General features: G+C 54.4%; 19 protein-coding genes. 10 read left to right on the top strand and 9 right to left on the bottom strand.

Annotation, left to right across the window (positions count from 1 at the left end; translation table 11 throughout):
* Positions 1-22: 22 nt before the first annotated feature.
* From B2U47_RS01920 to B2U47_RS01905, 4 genes are all read right to left on the bottom strand, one after another.
* Positions 23-1,615, bottom strand: coding sequence for an EAL domain-containing protein (locus B2U47_RS01920; RefSeq protein ID WP_296683233.1), 1,593 nt, complete (start codon positions 1,613-1,615; stop codon positions 23-25).
* An 85-nt stretch (positions 1,616-1,700) separates the two neighbouring features.
* Positions 1,701-3,362, bottom strand: a complete 1,662-nt coding sequence (locus B2U47_RS01915; protein ID WP_296683236.1) for a hypothetical protein — start codon at positions 3,360-3,362, stop codon at positions 1,701-1,703.
* A 91-nt stretch (positions 3,363-3,453) separates the two neighbouring features.
* The gene (locus B2U47_RS01910; protein WP_296683239.1) at positions 3,454-5,907 is read right to left on the bottom strand and encodes an ABC transporter permease; all 2,454 of its coding nucleotides are present in this window, start codon (positions 5,905-5,907) and stop codon (positions 3,454-3,456) included.
* Positions 5,904-6,596, bottom strand: a complete 693-nt coding sequence (locus B2U47_RS01905; RefSeq protein WP_296683242.1) for an ABC transporter ATP-binding protein — start codon at positions 6,594-6,596, stop codon at positions 5,904-5,906. Before B2U47_RS01905 ends, B2U47_RS01910 begins: the two co-directional genes overlap by 4 nt.
* 19 nt (positions 6,597-6,615) lie before the next feature.
* On the opposite strand from B2U47_RS01905, the gene B2U47_RS01900 reads away from it, so the two are divergent.
* A complete protein-coding gene (locus tag B2U47_RS01900; RefSeq protein WP_296683246.1) occupies positions 6,616-7,230 on the top strand; it encodes an arylesterase in 615 nt (204 codons plus the stop codon).
* A gap of 56 nt (positions 7,231-7,286) precedes the next feature.
* Here B2U47_RS01900 and B2U47_RS01895 read toward each other — a convergent pair whose 3' ends face one another.
* Positions 7,287-9,032 carry a protein adenylyltransferase SelO gene (locus tag B2U47_RS01895; protein WP_296683249.1) on the bottom strand — a complete coding sequence of 582 codons (1,746 nt, stop codon included), beginning with the start codon at positions 9,030-9,032 and terminating at the stop codon, positions 7,287-7,289.
* 146 nt (positions 9,033-9,178) lie between these two features.
* Here B2U47_RS01895 and zigA point away from each other — a divergent pair, with 146 nt between their 5' ends.
* From zigA to B2U47_RS01850, 9 genes are all read left to right on the top strand, one after another.
* Complete coding sequence (gene zigA, locus B2U47_RS01890) at positions 9,179-10,387, top strand: zinc metallochaperone GTPase ZigA (protein WP_296683256.1); 1,209 nt, start codon at positions 9,179-9,181, stop codon at positions 10,385-10,387.
* Positions 10,387-10,791, top strand: a complete 405-nt coding sequence (dksA, locus tag B2U47_RS01885) for an RNA polymerase-binding protein DksA (RefSeq protein WP_349675731.1) — start codon at positions 10,387-10,389, stop codon at positions 10,789-10,791. Before zigA ends, dksA begins: the two co-directional genes overlap by 1 nt.
* A gap of 6 nt (positions 10,792-10,797) precedes the next feature.
* The gene (hisI, locus tag B2U47_RS01880; RefSeq protein WP_296683261.1) at positions 10,798-11,223 is read left to right on the top strand and encodes a phosphoribosyl-AMP cyclohydrolase; all 426 of its coding nucleotides are present in this window, start codon (positions 10,798-10,800) and stop codon (positions 11,221-11,223) included.
* A 137-nt stretch (positions 11,224-11,360) separates the two neighbouring features.
* Entirely contained in the window at positions 11,361-11,888 is a 528-nt protein-coding gene (locus tag B2U47_RS01875; protein ID WP_296683265.1) for a DUF3299 domain-containing protein, read from the top strand.
* A gap of 99 nt (positions 11,889-11,987) precedes the next feature.
* Positions 11,988-12,683, top strand: a complete 696-nt coding sequence (locus B2U47_RS01870; protein WP_296683269.1) for a metal ABC transporter ATP-binding protein — start codon at positions 11,988-11,990, stop codon at positions 12,681-12,683.
* Complete coding sequence (locus tag B2U47_RS01865) at positions 12,683-13,549, top strand: metal ABC transporter permease (protein ID WP_296683274.1); 867 nt, start codon at positions 12,683-12,685, stop codon at positions 13,547-13,549. Before B2U47_RS01870 ends, B2U47_RS01865 begins: the two co-directional genes overlap by 1 nt.
* Before the next feature lie 16 nt (positions 13,550-13,565).
* A complete protein-coding gene (locus B2U47_RS01860) occupies positions 13,566-14,465 on the top strand; it encodes a metal ABC transporter substrate-binding protein (protein WP_296683279.1) in 900 nt (299 codons plus the stop codon).
* A gap of 7 nt (positions 14,466-14,472) precedes the next feature.
* On the top strand, positions 14,473-15,585 hold the full coding sequence (locus B2U47_RS01855; RefSeq protein WP_296683284.1) for a CobW family GTP-binding protein: 1,113 nt from the start codon (positions 14,473-14,475) through the stop codon (positions 15,583-15,585).
* 14 nt (positions 15,586-15,599) lie between these two features.
* On the top strand, positions 15,600-16,238 hold the full coding sequence (locus tag B2U47_RS01850) for a ZrgA family zinc uptake protein (RefSeq protein WP_296683288.1): 639 nt from the start codon (positions 15,600-15,602) through the stop codon (positions 16,236-16,238).
* Positions 16,239-16,266: 28 nt separating this feature from the next.
* Here the strand turns inward: B2U47_RS01850 and B2U47_RS01845 are convergent, their stop codons facing one another.
* Genes B2U47_RS01845 through exbB form a run of 4 tightly spaced genes read right to left on the bottom strand, consistent with a single transcriptional unit; the run spans position 16,267 to position 18,000 of the window.
* Entirely contained in the window at positions 16,267-16,452 is a 186-nt protein-coding gene (locus B2U47_RS01845; RefSeq protein ID WP_296683291.1) for a hypothetical protein, read from the bottom strand.
* 11 nt (positions 16,453-16,463) lie between these two features.
* Positions 16,464-17,192: an energy transducer TonB gene (locus B2U47_RS01840; RefSeq protein WP_296683295.1), complete on the bottom strand. Its 729-nt coding sequence runs from the start codon at positions 17,190-17,192 to the stop codon at positions 16,464-16,466.
* Positions 17,189-17,572: a biopolymer transporter ExbD gene (locus tag B2U47_RS01835; RefSeq protein ID WP_296683304.1), complete on the bottom strand. Its 384-nt coding sequence runs from the start codon at positions 17,570-17,572 to the stop codon at positions 17,189-17,191. The genes B2U47_RS01840 and B2U47_RS01835 overlap by 4 nt, the downstream gene beginning before the upstream one ends.
* Entirely contained in the window at positions 17,569-18,000 is a 432-nt protein-coding gene (gene exbB, locus B2U47_RS01830; protein ID WP_296683308.1) for a TonB-system energizer ExbB, read from the bottom strand. Before exbB ends, B2U47_RS01835 begins: the two co-directional genes overlap by 4 nt.
* Positions 18,001-18,098: the final 98 nt, after the last annotated feature.

Below are 18,098 nucleotides of genomic sequence, written 5' to 3'. Positions count from 1 at the left end.
TTGTTCGCCTTATAATTTTTAATCATTTTTGCTGGGTGATTTCACCCTCTACGTAAGTCGCAGCGGTTGCATACACCAGATTCAGGGCGGCGGCTTCATTCACGCCACCGACAATCACCCTGCTGGTTTCGCCCAGACGATGCACCAGCTTGTGCAATTGCCGGGCAGCTTCCGTACTACGAGCCAGCCGTTCTGACAACGCTGCTGACAAACGCACGAAAGCCGGTTTGACTGCCTGCACCAGTTTGACTGCCAGCTCGTCATCATTGACACCATCTATAGCCAAATGGACACCCGTGGCTTTCAACTGCCTGACAACACCCGGCAGTTGCCTGACATGAGTGCTGCAAACCTGATACTGCACACCCAGCACAATCTGACAGGCAGCATCAGGCGAGGCATTCAGCACTTCAAGCAACCGCTTCAAACGCAGTTCATTATTGAAAATAGCCTCTCCAACTGACACAAAAATCAGATAACCGGAAGGTTTAGCGTTTTCAGCAGACAGTTTCAGCGCAACCTGCCCTACACTCCAGTAATCCAGACGGAAACGCCCATCACCTTGGCCCAGTTGTTTGAGCAAGGCATCATGCGTCACCATCTGTCCGTCCTGTTGCTGGAATACCGGCTCCGCCACAAACAGCTCTGGCAAACGCTGGCGCAGGCGCATGGTCTGGGTGAAAACCATTTTCATGCCTGATGGAGTTAGTGCTGCCTTGATTTCCGCCTGTTGTACCTGCAAAGGTGCAATCTGCGCTGCCACTGGCATTCCCGGTTCGGGCATGGCCTGCAAGCGCTGCTCGGTCTTTTCCCAAGGGTTATCCTCACGATGCAGCTCAGGGTTGACCCGTACATGCCGTTCTAGCGGACGCACATGCAACTGGGTGCAACGTTTGCCCTTCAGGACTGCCGGAATGAAACGGATTTCCGCCCGCAAACGTTCCCCGCTCAAGCAGCGCAAGGTGGTCAGCAATCGGTTGGAAGGCTTGTTGCCATCATCCGCCGCCTTACTCATGGTTTCAAACACCTTGCGCTCGGCAGTATCCACCAGATGAGCAACCGGCATGGAACGTACTTCTGCCAGTGACTCGAAACCAAACAGAGTCACATAGGCATTATTGGCATACAGGTGCATTCCCTGCGAAACATAGGCTATGGCTTCCCACGAGTAATCCACCAACCAGTGGCAGCGCAACTCGGCAACCCCCAGCAAATGCTTGCACTGGCGGAACTCCTGTTTGATACCGGAATAATGCAGCAGGAAATCGACGTACTGGCGGAAATAGTCCACGTCATTGAGTGGCAAGGTGCAGGATTCCACCCCGCTCAGCCAGGTGGTCAAACCCTGCCATTCATCACGTGTAACCCACACCAACAAGGTATCAGGAGAATACCGCTGCAAAGCATCCAGCAACGTCTTGTTGCCCTCGCCGTTCCGGCTTTGCGGGCAAAACAGCAAATGCGGCTTCTTGCCCAGAGCGGGCACAATCTGCTGTACCGCCGTAACCGTTTCCATATCCAGGAGTACGTCGGAATCGTGCAACGCCGCATCCAGCGAGGCGGTTACTTCTACATCCCGGTCAATAATGACACACTGTATCTTCTGCTTTTTCATACTTACAGAAGATACGCATCAGGCACTGGCAAACCTACATAAACACCGATTATCGCGTGCTAGTTGTAGACAAACTGTTTTGAGGTTAGAGGGATTGCCACAAGGAGGTGAAATCGTCCTCTTCTTCTTCCACCACTTTCTCTGCCAACGTGGTAAAACGGAAATAGGCAAACGCTCCTAGACATTCATCCAGCAGGATCAGGCGCACCTTTTCCTCGCGTTCGGCAAACTCCAGTTTCACCTCATCACCTACTTGGAACATGTAGGCAGGCAACACCAGTGCCGGGTCAGGGCGAGCACCTTCCACACTGGGCAACATCAGGCCATCTACCGGCAGGGACTGGCGCAAACTGCGGTTGGTCACTTGCAACACACTCAGCACCATCGCCTTGGTGGAGAGCAATTCCACCCCGCAGCACAAACCCTTGCCCCCCACGAACTCCATCCATTTGATGACACCAATCATCCACACCGAGTTTTCCTTGCCCATGTCGCGCAAACCGACGATTTCGCCCACCCGCGCCCCTGACTCCTCCGTGTCTCTCCAGCACAAACCATAACCGCCAACACTGGTATTCATGACTGCCCAAGATTGGACACGTGCGCCTTCATCATCACTGGCCTGGGCAATCACTGCCTGTTTGACATCCTCTTCCGAATCATAGTCACTGGAAACGAACACGTTAAACAGCATGTCTTCTTCTTCGGTACTAACTTCCGCTTTCTGGATGTCGCGGATCACCGCCAGTACATCACTCATGCGCGTGACCATGCCGACCTTTTCCTTTTGCGGAAAACGGTTGAAACTACGATTACGCACCGAACTCAAGTGAAAAATCACCCGTTTGGCAAGATTGCGGCTCAAGCCATCGTGCAGAATCATGGCGGGGATACCATCCACTTCCAGTTTGCGAATATGCCCATCCATCAGTTCCAGCAGGGGATTCAGGTTCAGTACCCGCACCGTCGGCGAATGTGGCAGGTCACTGGCGGGCATCATCACCGCTGCTTCATCATTATTCAGCACCACTACATGGACATACTTGCCCAACGGCTCATCCGCTTCCCGTGTAATCGTGACCAGTGAGGTATGACGGGCAAAATACTGCGTCAGGCGTGCAGCCTCACCCTGACGCAGGCTATAGGGTTTTGCCAGCGCCAGCAGGTTCATCTGGATATAACGTGCCTCAATATTCGGCGCACCGGCAACAGCGTCCTTCATCGGCAACTGATCCAGCCCGTGTTCGGTTGCCAGCAGGTACAGATGATGGATGTCATGCCACAAGGTTTCACGGGTACGGATATAGACTGAATAGGTCAGCAACAACACTCGCCCCATGTAATCCAGCGCCCGGTAAATAGCGGTTTGCAGAGCCTTTTTGTTGCCATCCTGTTTGGTGAGGATGTCCAGTGCTGTCAATTGCCAAGAGCCAGCAAATTCCAGCATCAGCGACTGGGTAAGTTCAAAAATCTTCTGGCTTTTGCGGCTCAGGGGGAAAGCCCGTGCCACCAGATGGCGTTGCAGGTTTTCCAGCGCGACGTCCACAGCCGGACGCAGCAACTCACTGATTGCCAGCCTAGTTTGCGGTGTCAACGCCCGCCGGTTCAAATCCACCAGACCATGAAACACACGCCGGGTGGTTTCGCCAGGATCAGCCAGCGGCAGAGCTGCCACCCAAGCCTTGGCCTTGCTTTCAGAAAGAGGAATGAACCTGGAAGTTGGCGCTTCCTGCTGCGCTATTGCCATAAACTGTGAATCCGCTGTTATTTTTAAACATGTTATATGCGGGAAGTGTAGCAGCAACACAGGCAGGAAACGACCAGCAGGCGACAAGCGTTCAGGCTTTCAACAATGACATCGGTGGCACATCCAGCAAGCCGCGCAGATTCCAGTAGCCTGTCACCCCCACCAGCACACTGCCTGCCACACCGCCTATCAACAGCGGCAACAGGTTCAGTTTCAGGTCGAGGTCAAACAAGTAGTAGCCGAACAGATTTCCGGCGGTCAGTGCCAGCAAGCCCGCCAATAACCCTGCCAGACCGCCCAGCAGCAGGAACTCGCCCCAAATGCGCCGTTGCAATTCCGCCCGCCCTGCCCCCAGCGATTTGAGGATGGCGATTTCGCGCCGCCGTTCGGCTTTTTGCGATTGCAAAGCAGCCACCAGCACTACTACCCCGGCAATCAGGGTGAACACAAAAATGCCCTGTACCGCCATGCTGACCTGACCGACCAGCGAACGCACCTGCCCGACAATCGCCCCCACATCAATCGCCGTCACACTCGGAAACTGGCGAATCAGCTCTGTCACTAGCAGTTTCTGCTCACCCAGATGAATACTGGTGATGAAGGTACTGGGCATTTCCCCCAAACTACCCGGTGCTGCAATTACAAAGAAATTCGGCTGCATACTATCCCAGCGCACTTCACGCACACTGCTGACGGTATCGGTCAGGCGTTGCCCGGCAATGTCGAAGGTCAACTGGTCGCCCATACCAAAGCCCAGGGTTTCGCCAATGCCTTTTTCGATGGAAAACCCCGTGACACCCCGCTCAAACCACTGCCCTTGCAGCAAGGCATTGCTGACTGGCAACTCTGCGAAAGACGACAGGTTGAATTCACGTTCTGCCAAACGCTGCGCACGCGGATTCTCGAATTTGTCAGGGTCAAGCGGCTGCCCGTTCACCGCCACCAAGCGCCCGCGCACCATCGGATACAAGCGGGTTTTGATCTTGCGTTCCGCGAAAAACTGCTCCAATGCATTTACCTCGGTGGGCTGGATATTGATGAGGAAATGGTCAGGTGCATCAGCGGGCAAGGCTTCCTGCCAACGATCCAGCAGATCGGTGCGTACCGTAGTCAACAACAATAGGGAAAACAGCCCGGTCGCAAACACCACCACTAGCAACACTGCCCGACGTGAACGCCCGAGTGAAGGTAGCCAGCGGCTTTGCCACTTGCGCCCCAGCGTTTGCATCAGGCGCAAGGCCAGTCGTGCCAACGCCCAGAACAGCCCGATCCCCACCAGCAAGCCTGCCAGCAACATGGCTGCCAATTTCAGGTCGGAAGCCTGCAACCACAACAACCCGAACACTGCCAGCAGCAAACTTGCCAGCATCACCCAGACCGACTGGCGAGGGCGCTGCAACGCCCCCTGCAAAATCTGCATCGGCGAGGTATCCACCAGCCGCAGCAACTGCGGCAGGGCAAAACCCAGTAACAGCACCACTGCCGTCAGCAAACCATTCAGTGCGGGCAACAGGCTGGGTGCAGGCAAATCCTTGCCTACAAACTGGCTGAGCCAAGCTGCCAACACAAACTGCAACAACAGCCCCAATCCGATGCCGATCACTGCCGCCAGCAAAGCCGTCAGCAACAAAGAAAACGCCTGATCCTGCAACACTTGGCGACGTGACATGCCCATTGCTTTCAGTACCGCCACCCCCGGCAATTCACGCCGCATCAGGCTGGTGGAAGTCAACACCACCGCAGCACCCGCCAGTACCACACTCAACAGCGTTGCCAACCCCAGAAAGCGCCCGGAACGCTGCAAGGTCTGCTGCACCGATGACAAATCTTCATCCAGGGTGCGGATACGTTCAGTCGGTTTCAGCAGTGGGGTCAACGCCGTTTTCAACTGCTTCACCGCGTTACCTTCCCCGGCAAACAACTGGTTGAAACTGGCGCGGCTGGCTGGCGTGAGCAAGCCGGTGGCGGGTAGATCCTCCAGATTCATCAATACCACCGGAGCAAGCTGGAACAGGTTACTACTGCGATCAGGCTCCTGCGTCAGTACCCGCGCTAGCGTGAATGTACTTTTGCCCAGTTGCACCTGCGCTCCCGGCTGCACACCCAGTTCGGCAAACAAACGGGCTTCTGCCCAGATTTCACCACTGGCAGGAAGCTGCCCGCTGACTACCTGCTCCGCAGCACCAGGGACAACAGCAGTTTTCAGTTCACCCTGTAACGGGTAAGTGCGTGACACCACCTTGAGCTGGCTCAGTTGCAACTTGTCACCGCCACTGACCATGCTAGGAAAGGTAATGGTTTCCGCTGTTGCCAGCCCGAGTTGCTGGGCGCGTTGCAAGTAAGTCTGGTCGAGCGGTCGGGCGGAACTCAGTACCAGATCGCCCCCCAGCAACTGACGGGCTTGCGCCTGCATGGCATTTTCCACCCGACTGGTAAAGAAACCGACGGTCGTTACTACCGTAACCGATACCATCAGTGCCAATAGCAACAGGCGCAGTTCAGGCATCCGCCAACGCTGCTGCCAATGCAAGAGCAGGTGCTTCATGCCAGCCTCCCCTCTTCCATCCGGTAATGCCGCTGACACCGTGCTGCCAGCGTTTCATCATGCGTCACCAGCACCAGGGTCGTTTGCACTTGTTCCTGCAAGGCAAACAGCAAATCACTGATTTCATGCCCAGTCGCACGGTCAAGGTTGCCGGTCGGCTCATCCGCGAACAGGATTTGCGGACGGGTCACAAAGGCGCGTGCCAATGCTACCCGCTGCTGTTCCCCGCCGGAAAGCTGGTTGGGGAAATGGCTCAAACGTTCGCCCAGCCCTACCTGTTGCAGCGCTTCTCTGGCTCTTTGCTCCCTCCCCCCTTGCGGAGGAAGGCCGGGATGGGTGGGAGGGTTCAATTCCAGCGGCAGCATGACATTTTCGAGCGCTGTCAGGTTTTCCAGCAAATGGAACGACTGGAACACGAATCCCACCTTGCCCAGCCGCAATGCCGCCCGCTGGTCTTCATCCAGCCCATCCAGCGATTGCCCAAACAGTTGCACTGTGCCACTGGTCGGCAAATCCAGCCCCGCCAGCAACCCCAGCAAGGTACTCTTGCCGGAACCGGACATGCCAGTGATGGCAACTGACTCGCCCTTGTCAATGTGCAGGCTGATACCACGGAGAATTTGCAAATCACGCCCTGCCTGGGGGATAGTTTTCACCAGATTGTTGGTCTGAATGGCTGTGTTGTTCATATTGTAAGGAATTCCGTTGATGTTGCGCGTACTGTACCTGATCTTCGCCCTGCTGGGTGTTTTACCGTCCTCTACTGTGGTTTTCGCTGCCGAGTCACCCAAACTGCTGGTATGGGGCGACAGCCTGAGCGCGGCGTATGGCATTCCGGTCGACAAGGGCTGGGTCAGCCTGTTGCAAGGGAAACTGGGAGACAAATACCGCGTGGTGAATGGCAGCATCAGCGGTGAAACCTCTGCCGGGGGCTTGACCCGCCTGCCGGAGGCACTCAAGCAACACCAGCCTGCTTACTTGCTGCTGGAACTGGGTGCGAATGACGGGCTACGCGGTATCGACCTTGCCACCATGCGTAGCAATCTGGAACAGATGATCAAGCTGGCACAGTCAGCGCAAGCCAAGGTGGTACTGGTGGGGATCAAGTTACCTCCCAACTACGGCACTGTCTTCACCGACAAGTTTGAAGCCACCTATGCGGAACTGGCGAAGCAATATGACACACCGATTGTGCCATTTCTGCTGGAAGGAGTAGCGGATAACTGGGATTTGATGCAGGCGGATGGCTTGCACCCCACGGCAGAAGCGCAACCCAAGGTGCTGGAGAATGTGTGGGAAGTGCTGGAAAAGCAGGTTTTATAGTGGACTTGCCTGTCTGACAAATGCACGTATAACGCTTTTTCGGTTGTTATGCCAGATCAAGAGGAACAGCTATAGTGCGACACCCCGCCAGCGTTAAAAAACGCCTTGGGTTTCAGGCGATAGTACTTATCTTCCACTGCTGGTGATTGCTCATCATAGGGGTGGCTAAATACTGCTTGCAGCTCTTTGACCAACGTGTAGTCACCCTGCATCGCTTGTTGATAGGCGGGAACAATCAACCACTCCCGCCATGTATATTTGGGGTTGATCTGTTTCATTTTTGCTGACACCTCAGCCAAATTGCCAGCGTTGCTCACGAGGTCGCGCCAGCCTTTTAGCCAAGACTGCCATTGCGCATCAAGTTGTGGTGAGGTTTTAACATAAAAGCTTTTTTTCAAGGCTGAAACATCATCCGGGATATGAGATAACTCCCGGAAGAAAAGGGTGTAGTCCACTTCTGAGTCAGTCATCAACTGCACCAACTGCTTGAAGAGCGTTGGATGGAATTCAGTCAGGCCAAGTTTGGCTGCCCACATCTGTTGCATCTGCGCTTGCATCACCTCTGCAAAATCGTGGCGTACTTGATCGAACTGTTCCAACGCTTCGGTATCTTCTGCCAGCAGCGGCCTCACAGATTTCCAGAACATGTGATAATTGGCTTCTGCTGCGGCTGGCTGGTTGAAAAATGAAAAGTGCTGACCGCCGCCAGTCCAAGGTTGAAACGCAGGGTCAAAAATTTCACAAAACCCAAAAGGGCCATAGTCGAGGGTAAAGCCGCCAGCGGCACAGTTGTCACTGTTAAAATTACCCTGGCAGTAACCAACACGTAGCCAATTAGCCACCAGCGAAGTAAGGCGCTGGCGAAACAGTTTAGCCAACACAAGCAATTGTTCTGTAAAAGCAAGGTTCTGATTGATGTCGCGTTTGTATTCCCGCGCAATCAGATACGCCACGATCATGCGCAACTCTTCCAATGCTGTTGGATGCGCATGACGACGCACACGGCGGGCAAATAGCTCCAACTGACCAACGCGCAAAAAGGAGGGGGCAACGCGCGTTGTAATAGCCGCAGGATTGTCCACCATAATATCGGGGTCAGTGAAGTGGGAGTCTTGGGAATACCAGGGTCGGGTAACAGTCTCGGTTTTGGAAACATACAGCGTCAAAGAGCGCGATGTCGGCACACCCAAAGCGTGCATATAATCTTGCGCCAGAAACTCCCGCACACTGGAGCGCAGTACCGCACGCCCGTCGCCACCCCGGCAATACGGCGTTCGACCACCACCTTTCAATTGCATTTCCCAACGCTGACCATTGATGATGCCTTCAAACACGGATATTGCCCTGCCATCACCATAAGCGTTGCCTGTGCCGAATGGGCATTGCTGGGTATATTCGGTGCCATAAATCGACAAGGCATAACCCGTCGCCCAGCCCACCTGACGCATAGGCGCTTGCGTTGCAGACAGGTCGCCGGAAAATACTTGGCGAAACTTTTCATCCAGCGCCAGCTCATCGCCCAAGCCGAGTTCCTTAAAAAAAGTGCTGCTGTGGGTGACATATTCCGGTTCTGGAAGCGGTGTCGGCGTCACGGGTACGAAATGCCCGGAAAACACCTGGCGGGCACGGTGATCATGACCATCGTCGCTAGCGTCAGGATCGGCATTTAGAGTGTCCATCAGGGAATAATCAGCCAATTGCACAAACGCATCGAGGCTTGTGACGCAGGACTCAGCAGCAAGTTTGGATGAATATGACATGATCGCTAGCACCGGTGGATTGTTGGTAAAGGCAAACACCATACTAACCGAAGCTGCCCAAGTAGCATGAGAAGGCACACTTCTGTCGGGTCAACCCTGCAAAGGGATGTCAAAGTGCAACTTAATTGCAAACATAAAGCGACCTCACTACAATCCAATGCAACTAAGTTGCGATACGGATTTCAATAATGCACAACACCACTGACAACCGCCTGCCCGTAACCGTGCTTTCCGGCTTCCTCGGCGCAGGCAAAACCACCCTGCTCAACCACATCCTCAACAACCGCGAAGGCAAGCGCGTTGCCGTCATCGTCAACGACATGTCGGAGGTAAATATCGACGCCGAACTGGTGCGTTCCGGCGGCGCGGAACTGTCGCGTACCGAAGAAAAAATGGTGGAAATGAGCAACGGCTGCATCTGCTGCACCTTGCGCGAAGACTTGCTGCTGGAAGTCGGGCGGCTGGCGCAGGAAGGCAAATTCGACTACCTGGTGATCGAATCCACGGGCATTTCCGAACCCATGCCCGTGGCGGAAACCTTCACCTTTGAAGATGAAAACGGGCAATCGCTGTCCCAGATTAGCCGCCTCGACACGATGGTGACGGTGGTCGATGCCGCCAATTTCCCACGGGAGCTGGATCGTGCCCGTTCCTTGCAAGAGGTTGGCGAATCGTTGGGCGAAGACGATCAGCGCAGCGTGGCGGAATTGTTGGTTGATCAGGTGGAATTTGCTGATGTGATTTTGCTAAACAAAGCCGATCAGGTTTCCCCAGAAGAATGCGCCCGTCTCGAACACGCCTTACGTCAACTCAACCGCGAAGCCGAGATTATCCCCGTGACCTTTGGGCAAGCACCACTGGATAAAATCCTTGATACTGGGCGTTTCAGCTTTGAACGTGCAGCACAAGCACCCGGTTGGTTGCAGGAATTGCGCGGCACACACAACCCCGAAACACTGGAATACGGCATCGGCAGTTTCGTGTACCGCGCCCGCCGCCCATTCCACCCTCAACGGTTGGCAGATGTGTTGGACAATGGTTTGCGCGGCGGTACGTTGCTGCGCTCCAAAGGTTATTTCTGGCTGGCGACCCGCCACCACAGCGCGGGCGAATGGTCACAGGCGGGCGGCTTGCTGCGGCTGGGCAAAGCGGGTTTCTGGTGGGCGGCTGTTCACCGTGATGATTGGCCGGATGATGCGGAATACCGTGAACACATTCTGGCGCAATTTGAGGGCGATTATGGCGACCGCCGCCAGCAATTGGTTTTCATTGGGCAAGGGCTGGATCAAGCCCGCATCACCACCGCACTCGACAGCGCCTTGCTGAATGACGACGAAATGCAACTGGGGTCGGAAGGCTGGAAACGTTTCCCTGACCCGATTCCGGTGTGGGAGTAATGATGACTGAAGCTGAATTACTGGCAATGCCGCCAGACGATTACATGAACGCGCAACAACTGGCGTTTTTCCACCAACGCTTGTTGGACATGCGTCAAGAAATTCTCAATCGTGGCGAAGAGACCATGCAATCCTTGCGCGAAAGCGAATTGCTGCCCGACCCCGCAGATCAAGCCACGCTGGAAGAAGAACATGTGCTGGAATTGCGTACCCGTGACCGCGAACGCAAATTGCTTAAAAAGATCAATGAGGCGTTGGAGCGCCTTGACAGCGGCAACTACGGGTATTGTGAAGAAACCGGTGAACCAATTGGTTTGCTGCGTTTGCTGGCACGCCCGACGGCAACCTTGAGTTTGGAAGCGCAAGCCTACCGTGAAATCCAGCAACGCCAGTTTGCAGGGTAAGCCGTCATGCAAAAAGCGTTTTTCCAGTCCATTGAGACCAGCTCTTGTGAGACACGGTTTCCACTGGATACCTTTCTGGACAACCTGACGTTCAATGAGCAAGGGCTGATTCCGGTCATCACCCAACAGCATGATACCGGGCAGGTGTTGATGATGGCGTGGATGAATAGCGAAGCCATCCAGAAAACACTTTCCAGCGGCAAAATGACTTACTGGTCACGTTCCCGGCAAGCCTTTTGGGTCAAGGGGGAAACCAGCGGTAATACGCAAACACTCAAAACCATGCGGATTGATTGCGACGGCGATGCCTTGTTGTGTCTGGTGGATCAACAGGGTGGCGGCGCTTGTCACGCCCTGCGCTCCAACTGCTTCTATTTTGACGTGGATGCGGCATCTGCCAGCGTTGTTGTCAATGAGTCCCAACCTTCATGAAATACTGCACTTGCTTATTCGTGATTTCGTCCCTACTCCTGTCAGGTTGCGGTGTTGAAACAGCGCCAAGTGGTAGGCAGACAGAGACAACCACCTTGCCCGCAAATGCTCCCGCGCTAGGGACGAAAATCCAGCAATTGGCAAGCTCAGACAGCACAGCCGCATCACCCGCCGACGAATACCCAAAAATTGCCTGGGAGAATCTGGAATTACCGGGGCACGGGCTGGAAGACATCGTAAAAAAATACCAACCCCAAATTGATGCCATCCCGGAAGGCGACCCGGCAGAAGAAGCCGTAATGGAGAAAATGCAGGCTGAGCTAAATACTGCCCCAGTCAATCCGGCAATGAATGGTAAAAAAATCAAATTACCCGGCTTTGTTGCACCGTTGGAAATAGACGAAAGCAACGGGATGGTAGGCGATTTTTTATTAGTGCCCTATTTTGGCGCGTGTATCCATCTGCCCCCTCCGCCCTTGAGCCAAACGCTGTTGGTTAAACCTAAAACAGGCAAAAGCATTGGTATGGAACGAGTTTATGAGCCTGTTTGGGTTTCTGGAACAATTAAGACAGAAAGCACCAAAACTGATCTTGCCGACGCAGGCTATAAGATCGTGGATGCTGCTATAGAAATGTACCAAGAGCCAGACGATGAAACACAATAGTTACCTCAACCATAGCTTGTTGACCGCAGGGCTGGGCTATCGCCTGTTATTGGTGACACTACTGATTGCCCTTTTGTGGCTGGCGGTTGGATGGGTGTTATGGTGAATCCGCCCGCTATCAGCTTTCATGACCTGACGCTGGGTTATGGGAAACATGCAGTGCTACGGCATCTGGAGGCAAGCGTGCCACGCGGGGCATTGCTCGCGGTGGTTGGCGCAAACGGCACAGGCAAATCCACCTTGCTGAAAGCATTGATGGGCGAGCTTAAACCCATGAGCGGCAGTATCCATTTGCAGGGGTTTGGATGGCGCGACCTTGCCTACTTGCCCCAACGGGTGGCGTTGGAGCAGAACTTCCCCATGGATGTGCATGATTGCGTGGCAATGGGGTTATGGCGGCAGGTTGGTGTTTTTGGCGGTGTCTCACCAGCACAGGAACACAAAATTACCGACGCTTTGGCAACAGTGGGGATGGGGGGGATGCAACACAGCACATTATCCCGTTTGTCCGGCGGACAGATGCAACGGGTATTGTTTGCCCGCCTGTTGCTACAGGATGCGCCGGTGATTCTGTTGGATGAGCCATTCAATGCCATTGATACCAACACCACCCTTGATCTGCTGAAGCTAATCCAGCATTGGCATCAACAAGGGCGTACTGTGCTGACGGTGTTACATGACTGGGGGCTGGTGCGCCAGTATTTCCCCGCTACCTTATGGCTGACAGACGGTCAAGCCGTATACGGAAACACGGCAAAGGTGTTGGGGCAACAGTCAGAACGGTGGGTTGCCTAATGCTGTATGACCTGCTGTTTGCGCCCTTTGCGGATTATGTGTTTATGCAACGCGCCTTGGTGGGGACGTGGGCAATGGCATTGGGGGCAACGCCGTTTGGGGTGTTCCTGCTATTGCGACGTATGAGTTTGGTCGGGGATGCAATGGCACATGCCATTCTGCCGGGTATTGCCGTCGGTTATCTGTTGGCGGGCTTATCCTTGACTGCGATGACGCTAGGCGGGTTGGTGGTCGGTATGGTGGTGGCGGTACTAACCAGCATGGTGACACGGCTAACCCGTTTGCCGGAAGATGCCAGTTTGGCTGCTTTTTATCTGGTGTCATTGGCTTTGGGCGTACTGATTATTTCTAGCAAGGGCAGCAGTGTGGATTTGGTGCATGTGCTGTTTGGGTCAGTATTGGCGTTGAATAATGCGGCATTGTTGCTGGTGGCGAGCATTGCCACGCTCTCTATGCTGACTTTGGCGGTTTTGTACCGTCCCTTGGTGCTGGAATGCTTTGATTCCGCTTATTGCCGTTCGGTCAGTACCTTTGGGGTTTGGACACCCGTGGTGTTTCTGGTCATGGTGGTGTTGAATCTGGTGGGGGGCTTCCATGCGCTGGGAACGTTGATGGCTGTAGGCATTATGATCTTGCCCGCTGTCGTTGCCCGTCTGTGGACACAACAATTAGGTACGATGCTGGCATTGGCGGTGACGGTAGCCATGTTGTGCAGTTGGCTTGGCTTGTTGATGTCTTTCCATTTTGACTTGCCCTCAGGCCCGACCATCATCCTGAGTTTGGGGGGGATGTACATCTTGTCGGCCCTGTTTGCGTTACGCCCGCAGCGTGGCAAGGTCGATTCTGTCCGACAGTTTTTACAGTGATTAAGGAGAAAATAGGATGTTAAGTCAATGGTTACGGTGTTGCCTGCTGCTCTTGTTGGTGACATGGCTACCGTGGGTTCATGCCGAGGAAGCCCCACTCAAGGCGGTTGCTACTTTCAGCATTCTGGGGGATATGGTCAAGGCGGTTGGCGGGGAACGCATCCAGTTAACCACGCTGGTGGGGGCTGATAGTGACGGGCATGTTTACCAACCCACGTCTGCCGATGCGAAAACAGTAGCACAGGCGGATATTCTGTTCGTCAATGGCTTGGGGTTTGAAGGCTGGTTGGAACGACTGGTCGAAGCATCCGGTTATAAAGGCAAGGTTGTGACCGCGACAGAAGGCATTACCGGCTTGCCATTAGCTGATGGGGATAATCATGGAGGGGTTGATCCCCATGCTTGGCAAAATCTCGCCAACGCCAAAACGTACATCCAGAATATTACTCGTGCCTTGCAGGATGCTGATCCGGTAGGCAGTGCGGTGTATGCCATCAACCGCGATACTTACCTGCAACAATTGGCTGCACTGGAACAGCAACTTGCCGAAACCATAGGCAAATTACCCGAAGATCGCCGTAGTGTTGTGACCAGTCACGATGCTTTTGGGTATTTTGCGGCGGCGTACCAGCTTAAATTCCTTGCCCCACAAGGCATTAACACCGAAACGGAGGCGACTGCCAAAGATGTGGCTGCCTTGATTGAGCAGATTCGTGCTGAAAAGATCACCGCCGTTTTTGTGGAGAACATGGTATCACCGCGTTTGCTTGAACAGATTGCGGCTGAAAGTGGCGCAACAGTAGGTGGGACATTGTATGCGGATGCCTTGTCGCCTGCGGATGGTGTCGCCGGGACTTATCTGGCAATGATGAAGCATAATATCGAAACCTTGTATCAGGCATTGGCAGCGAAGTGACCTAAGCATGACCCCAACCACACAGCAACACCCGGATGACTTGGTGGACACCCGCTTTCCGATAACCATCCTCAGCGGTTTTCTGGGCAGCGGCAAAACCACTGTCCTCAATAACCTGTTGAAACCGTCATTCTGGGAACGATTGTTGCGCATACCGCCGTTGACGGCGGTGATTATGAATGAGTTCGGCAGCATCGGGCTAGACCACCAACTGGTCGGCGACACGCCGGGGCCGATGGCACTGCTCAACGGTGGCTGCATTTGCTGTGAAATCCAGGGTTCGCTTGTCCCCACCCTGAAAAACCTGTGGATGGGGCGGCGTGACGGCACATTGCCGCCGTATGAGCGTATCATCATCGAAACGACTGGCGTTGCCGACCCGACTTCGGTGATGGAAACCCTGCTACGTTCCGACTGGGTGGCGCGGCGGCATTATCTGGATGGGGTCGTCATCACCGTGGATGCGGTGTTTGCCAATGGGCAACTGGATGTGCATTTCGAGGCAGTGCGGCAGGTCGCCACCGCCGACCGCCTGCTGCTGACCAAAACTGACCTCGCCGATGCGGACAAGATTGCCCAGCTTGAAAGCCGTCTGGCCAAACTTAACCCGTCTGCCCCGATTGTCCCCGTGCTGCACGGCGATGTAGACCCGCAGCATGTGTTTGGCTTGCGTGCCTACCACCAGTCCGAGCCGGTCAAGGCGAAGCAGTGGCTGGCGGCGGACAGTTTCCGTCTGGTCACGCCCGTTGCGCCCAGCCGTCCCGGCATCCGCAACCCCAGCCTACCCGCCGCCCCCGGCATTGATGGTCGCATCCGCAGCTTTTCGCTGACCTTCGAGCAGCCGCTGCCTTGGCAAGGGGTTTCGGATGCGCTGGAAACGCTGTCTAGCTTTTGCAGCCACCGCCTGTTGCGCATGAAAGCCATCGTCAATGTGCAGGAATACCCCGCTCGCCCGGTGGTGCTGCACGCAGTGCAACATTTATTTTACCCCTCGGTGGAACTGCCGCGCTGGCCTGATGACGACCAGCGCAGCCGTTTCGTCTTTATTACCTCTGACCTAGATGAAACCTTTGTCAGCAATTTGCTGTCTTCTTTCACACAAACCCTCGAAAATCAGTAAAACCGGAGAACAATATGAAATTTCCACACATTTTGATCAGTACCCTCAGCCTGTTTGTTGCCTTGTCGCTTGGCGGTGTTTACGCTGACGACCACAAGCACGAAGCAACCCACGATGATAAAGCCAAAACCGAAACGCATGAACATGAAGCCGAAGGCCACGAAGAACACGGCGCACACGAACACGGTGCTGCCACCCTGAGCCTTGCTGCCGGAGTGGATGGTTTGGAGATTGCCCTCGAATCCCCCGCTGCCAACATCGTCGGTTTTGAACACGCCGCCAACAGTGATGAGGATAAGAAAAAGTTGGCGGAGGCTAAAGCCAAATTGGAAGCCGGGGCAGACCTGTTCAGCATCAACCCGGAAGCGGAATGCACCTTCAAAAGTGCCGAGGTGGTTTCTGCCCTGTTAGGCAATGCCGAAAAAGCGGCGGAAGAACACTCCGACCATGAACACAAGGAGGGTGAAACCCACAGTGACATGGATGTGACCTGGACGTTTGCCTGCGCCAAACCCGCCGAATTGAAGGAAGTGACCACCAAATTGTTTGCGGCATTCCCAGAAGGCTTCCAGAAAGTCAAAGCGGAATGGGTGACGGATAAAGGGGCTTCCGCGCAAGAGATGGACAAGGACGCTACGCTCAAGCTGAAATGACCCAACACAGTTTTCCCGATGGAATCATTCAGCGGGAAAGCTTGCCTCCTGTAACCGGTGTATGGAACGTCATGCAGTCATTGAGCGATGTACCACGACAACCATAATTGATCGGCTTAGCATCTGCTGTTTGTTCCTTGACCGGATCGTTGGCACAAGCTCCCAACATCACCAACATGGCAAAGCTGATACACGTTTTGGCTAATAATTTCATCACGGCATTCCTCAATTGATCCTGAAATTCACCGGCACTTGCACGATGGATTCGATATTTTGCCCGCCACGGGTGGCAGGGACGAATGACCAGCCGCGCACTGCTTTCACCGCCGCCGAATCCAGCGAGCTGTTGCCGGACGACTGATGCACCCGTGCGGATGTCACGTTGCCACCAGGGCTAACGTTGGCACGTACAATGGTTGTACCTTCCGTGCCTGATTCCAGCGCACGACGCGGGTAATCTGGTGGGCTGGGTGGGCGGCTGTAACGCGGGTTGGTAATAACCGGCACTGCGTTTTGAGCCTGAGCAGCAGCCCGTGCAGCAGCTTCCTGTGCCTGTTGGTGTTGACGCTCGGCTTCGGCGCGTGCCTGTTCCTGACGGCGCAAATCCTCCAGTCGTTGCTGTTCTTCCCTTTGCCGCTGCAATTCCTTACTGCGTTCACGCTCTTCCTGTTCCTTACGCAAGTCCTTTTCTGGTGGCTTGGGCAAGGGTTTTTCAACCGGCTTGTCCGGCTTCGGTTTGGGTTTGGGTTTTTCCTTGGGTTTTTCCGGCGGTTTGGGCGGCGGTGGCGGGGGAGGTTCCGGTGCTTTTGGCTCGAACATGCTCAATTCCACCGGCAGAACCGGCGGTTCTTCCGGCACTTTATCGTCCGCAAACAATAACGGCATCAGCAACAACGCCAGCCCGACATGGACGGCAGTAGAAATGCCAAAGCCGCTGATATGACAGGTTTTCATGGGTCTTGTTGTGCCTGTATGGAAAGGTTGCTCAACTCTTGTGACTTCAGCAAATCAATCAGCTTGACGAAATGCTCAAATACCGCCGCTTTGTCGATACGCAACACGATCAGGGTTTCCGGCGTAGCCTGTGTTTTGAGTTTCTCTGCGAGTTGTTCCAGCGTGACTTCATCTTCACCAAGGAACAGCACGTTCTTGTCATTGATGGCAATTTCCAGCGGATCTTCGTCTTGCGACGGTTCGCTGACTTGTGCGGCAGTGGGTAAATTCACCGGAATCAGCCCTTGCGACACAAAACTTGCCGTGGTCAGCACAATCGCCAGCAACACCAGCATAATGTCGATGAAGGGGATCATATTGATCTGGTCAAAACGTTTCATGCGTGACCATCCTGCAAGGCAGTCCAGCGGGAAACCAATACATCCACTTTGCGCATTAAACCGTTGTAAAACAGGATGGCGGGAATCGCCACCAGCAGACCGGCAGCGGTGGCTTTCAGTGCCATTGCCAGACCCAGCATGATGGTGTTCACATCCAACTTGCTGCTTTGTCCCATTTCGTGGAAGGTGATCAGAATCCCCAGTACCGTACCTAACAAGCCCACATAAGGCGCGTTAGAGCCAACGCTAGAAATGCTGGTAAGGTTGCGGGTCAAGGCGACCTTGAGTAGCTCAATATGCTTGAATTCCGCCAGCTTGATGCGCCAGAAATAGATGTAACGTTCCACCGCAAATGCCAGCATGATAAAGCTCATGAAGCCGAGCGTGCCCAACACCAGATGATCAAGATAAAGTTTCAGGAATTCCATAGGATTAGCAAAACCTTTTAAAGTTGGAAACAGGGTTTTACTGAACCTTGGCTACCGTGGCTGTAGAGGGCGGATGGCTAGTGGTATCAGGTAAATTT

Source organism: Thiothrix sp. UBA5583 (genome assembly GCA_002425225.1).
Classification (GTDB): Bacteria; Pseudomonadota; Gammaproteobacteria; order Thiotrichales; family Thiotrichaceae; genus Thiothrix; species Thiothrix moscowensis.
The sequence above is the reverse complement of the archived record's forward strand: the minus strand, read 5'-3'. Positions and strand labels throughout refer to the sequence as shown.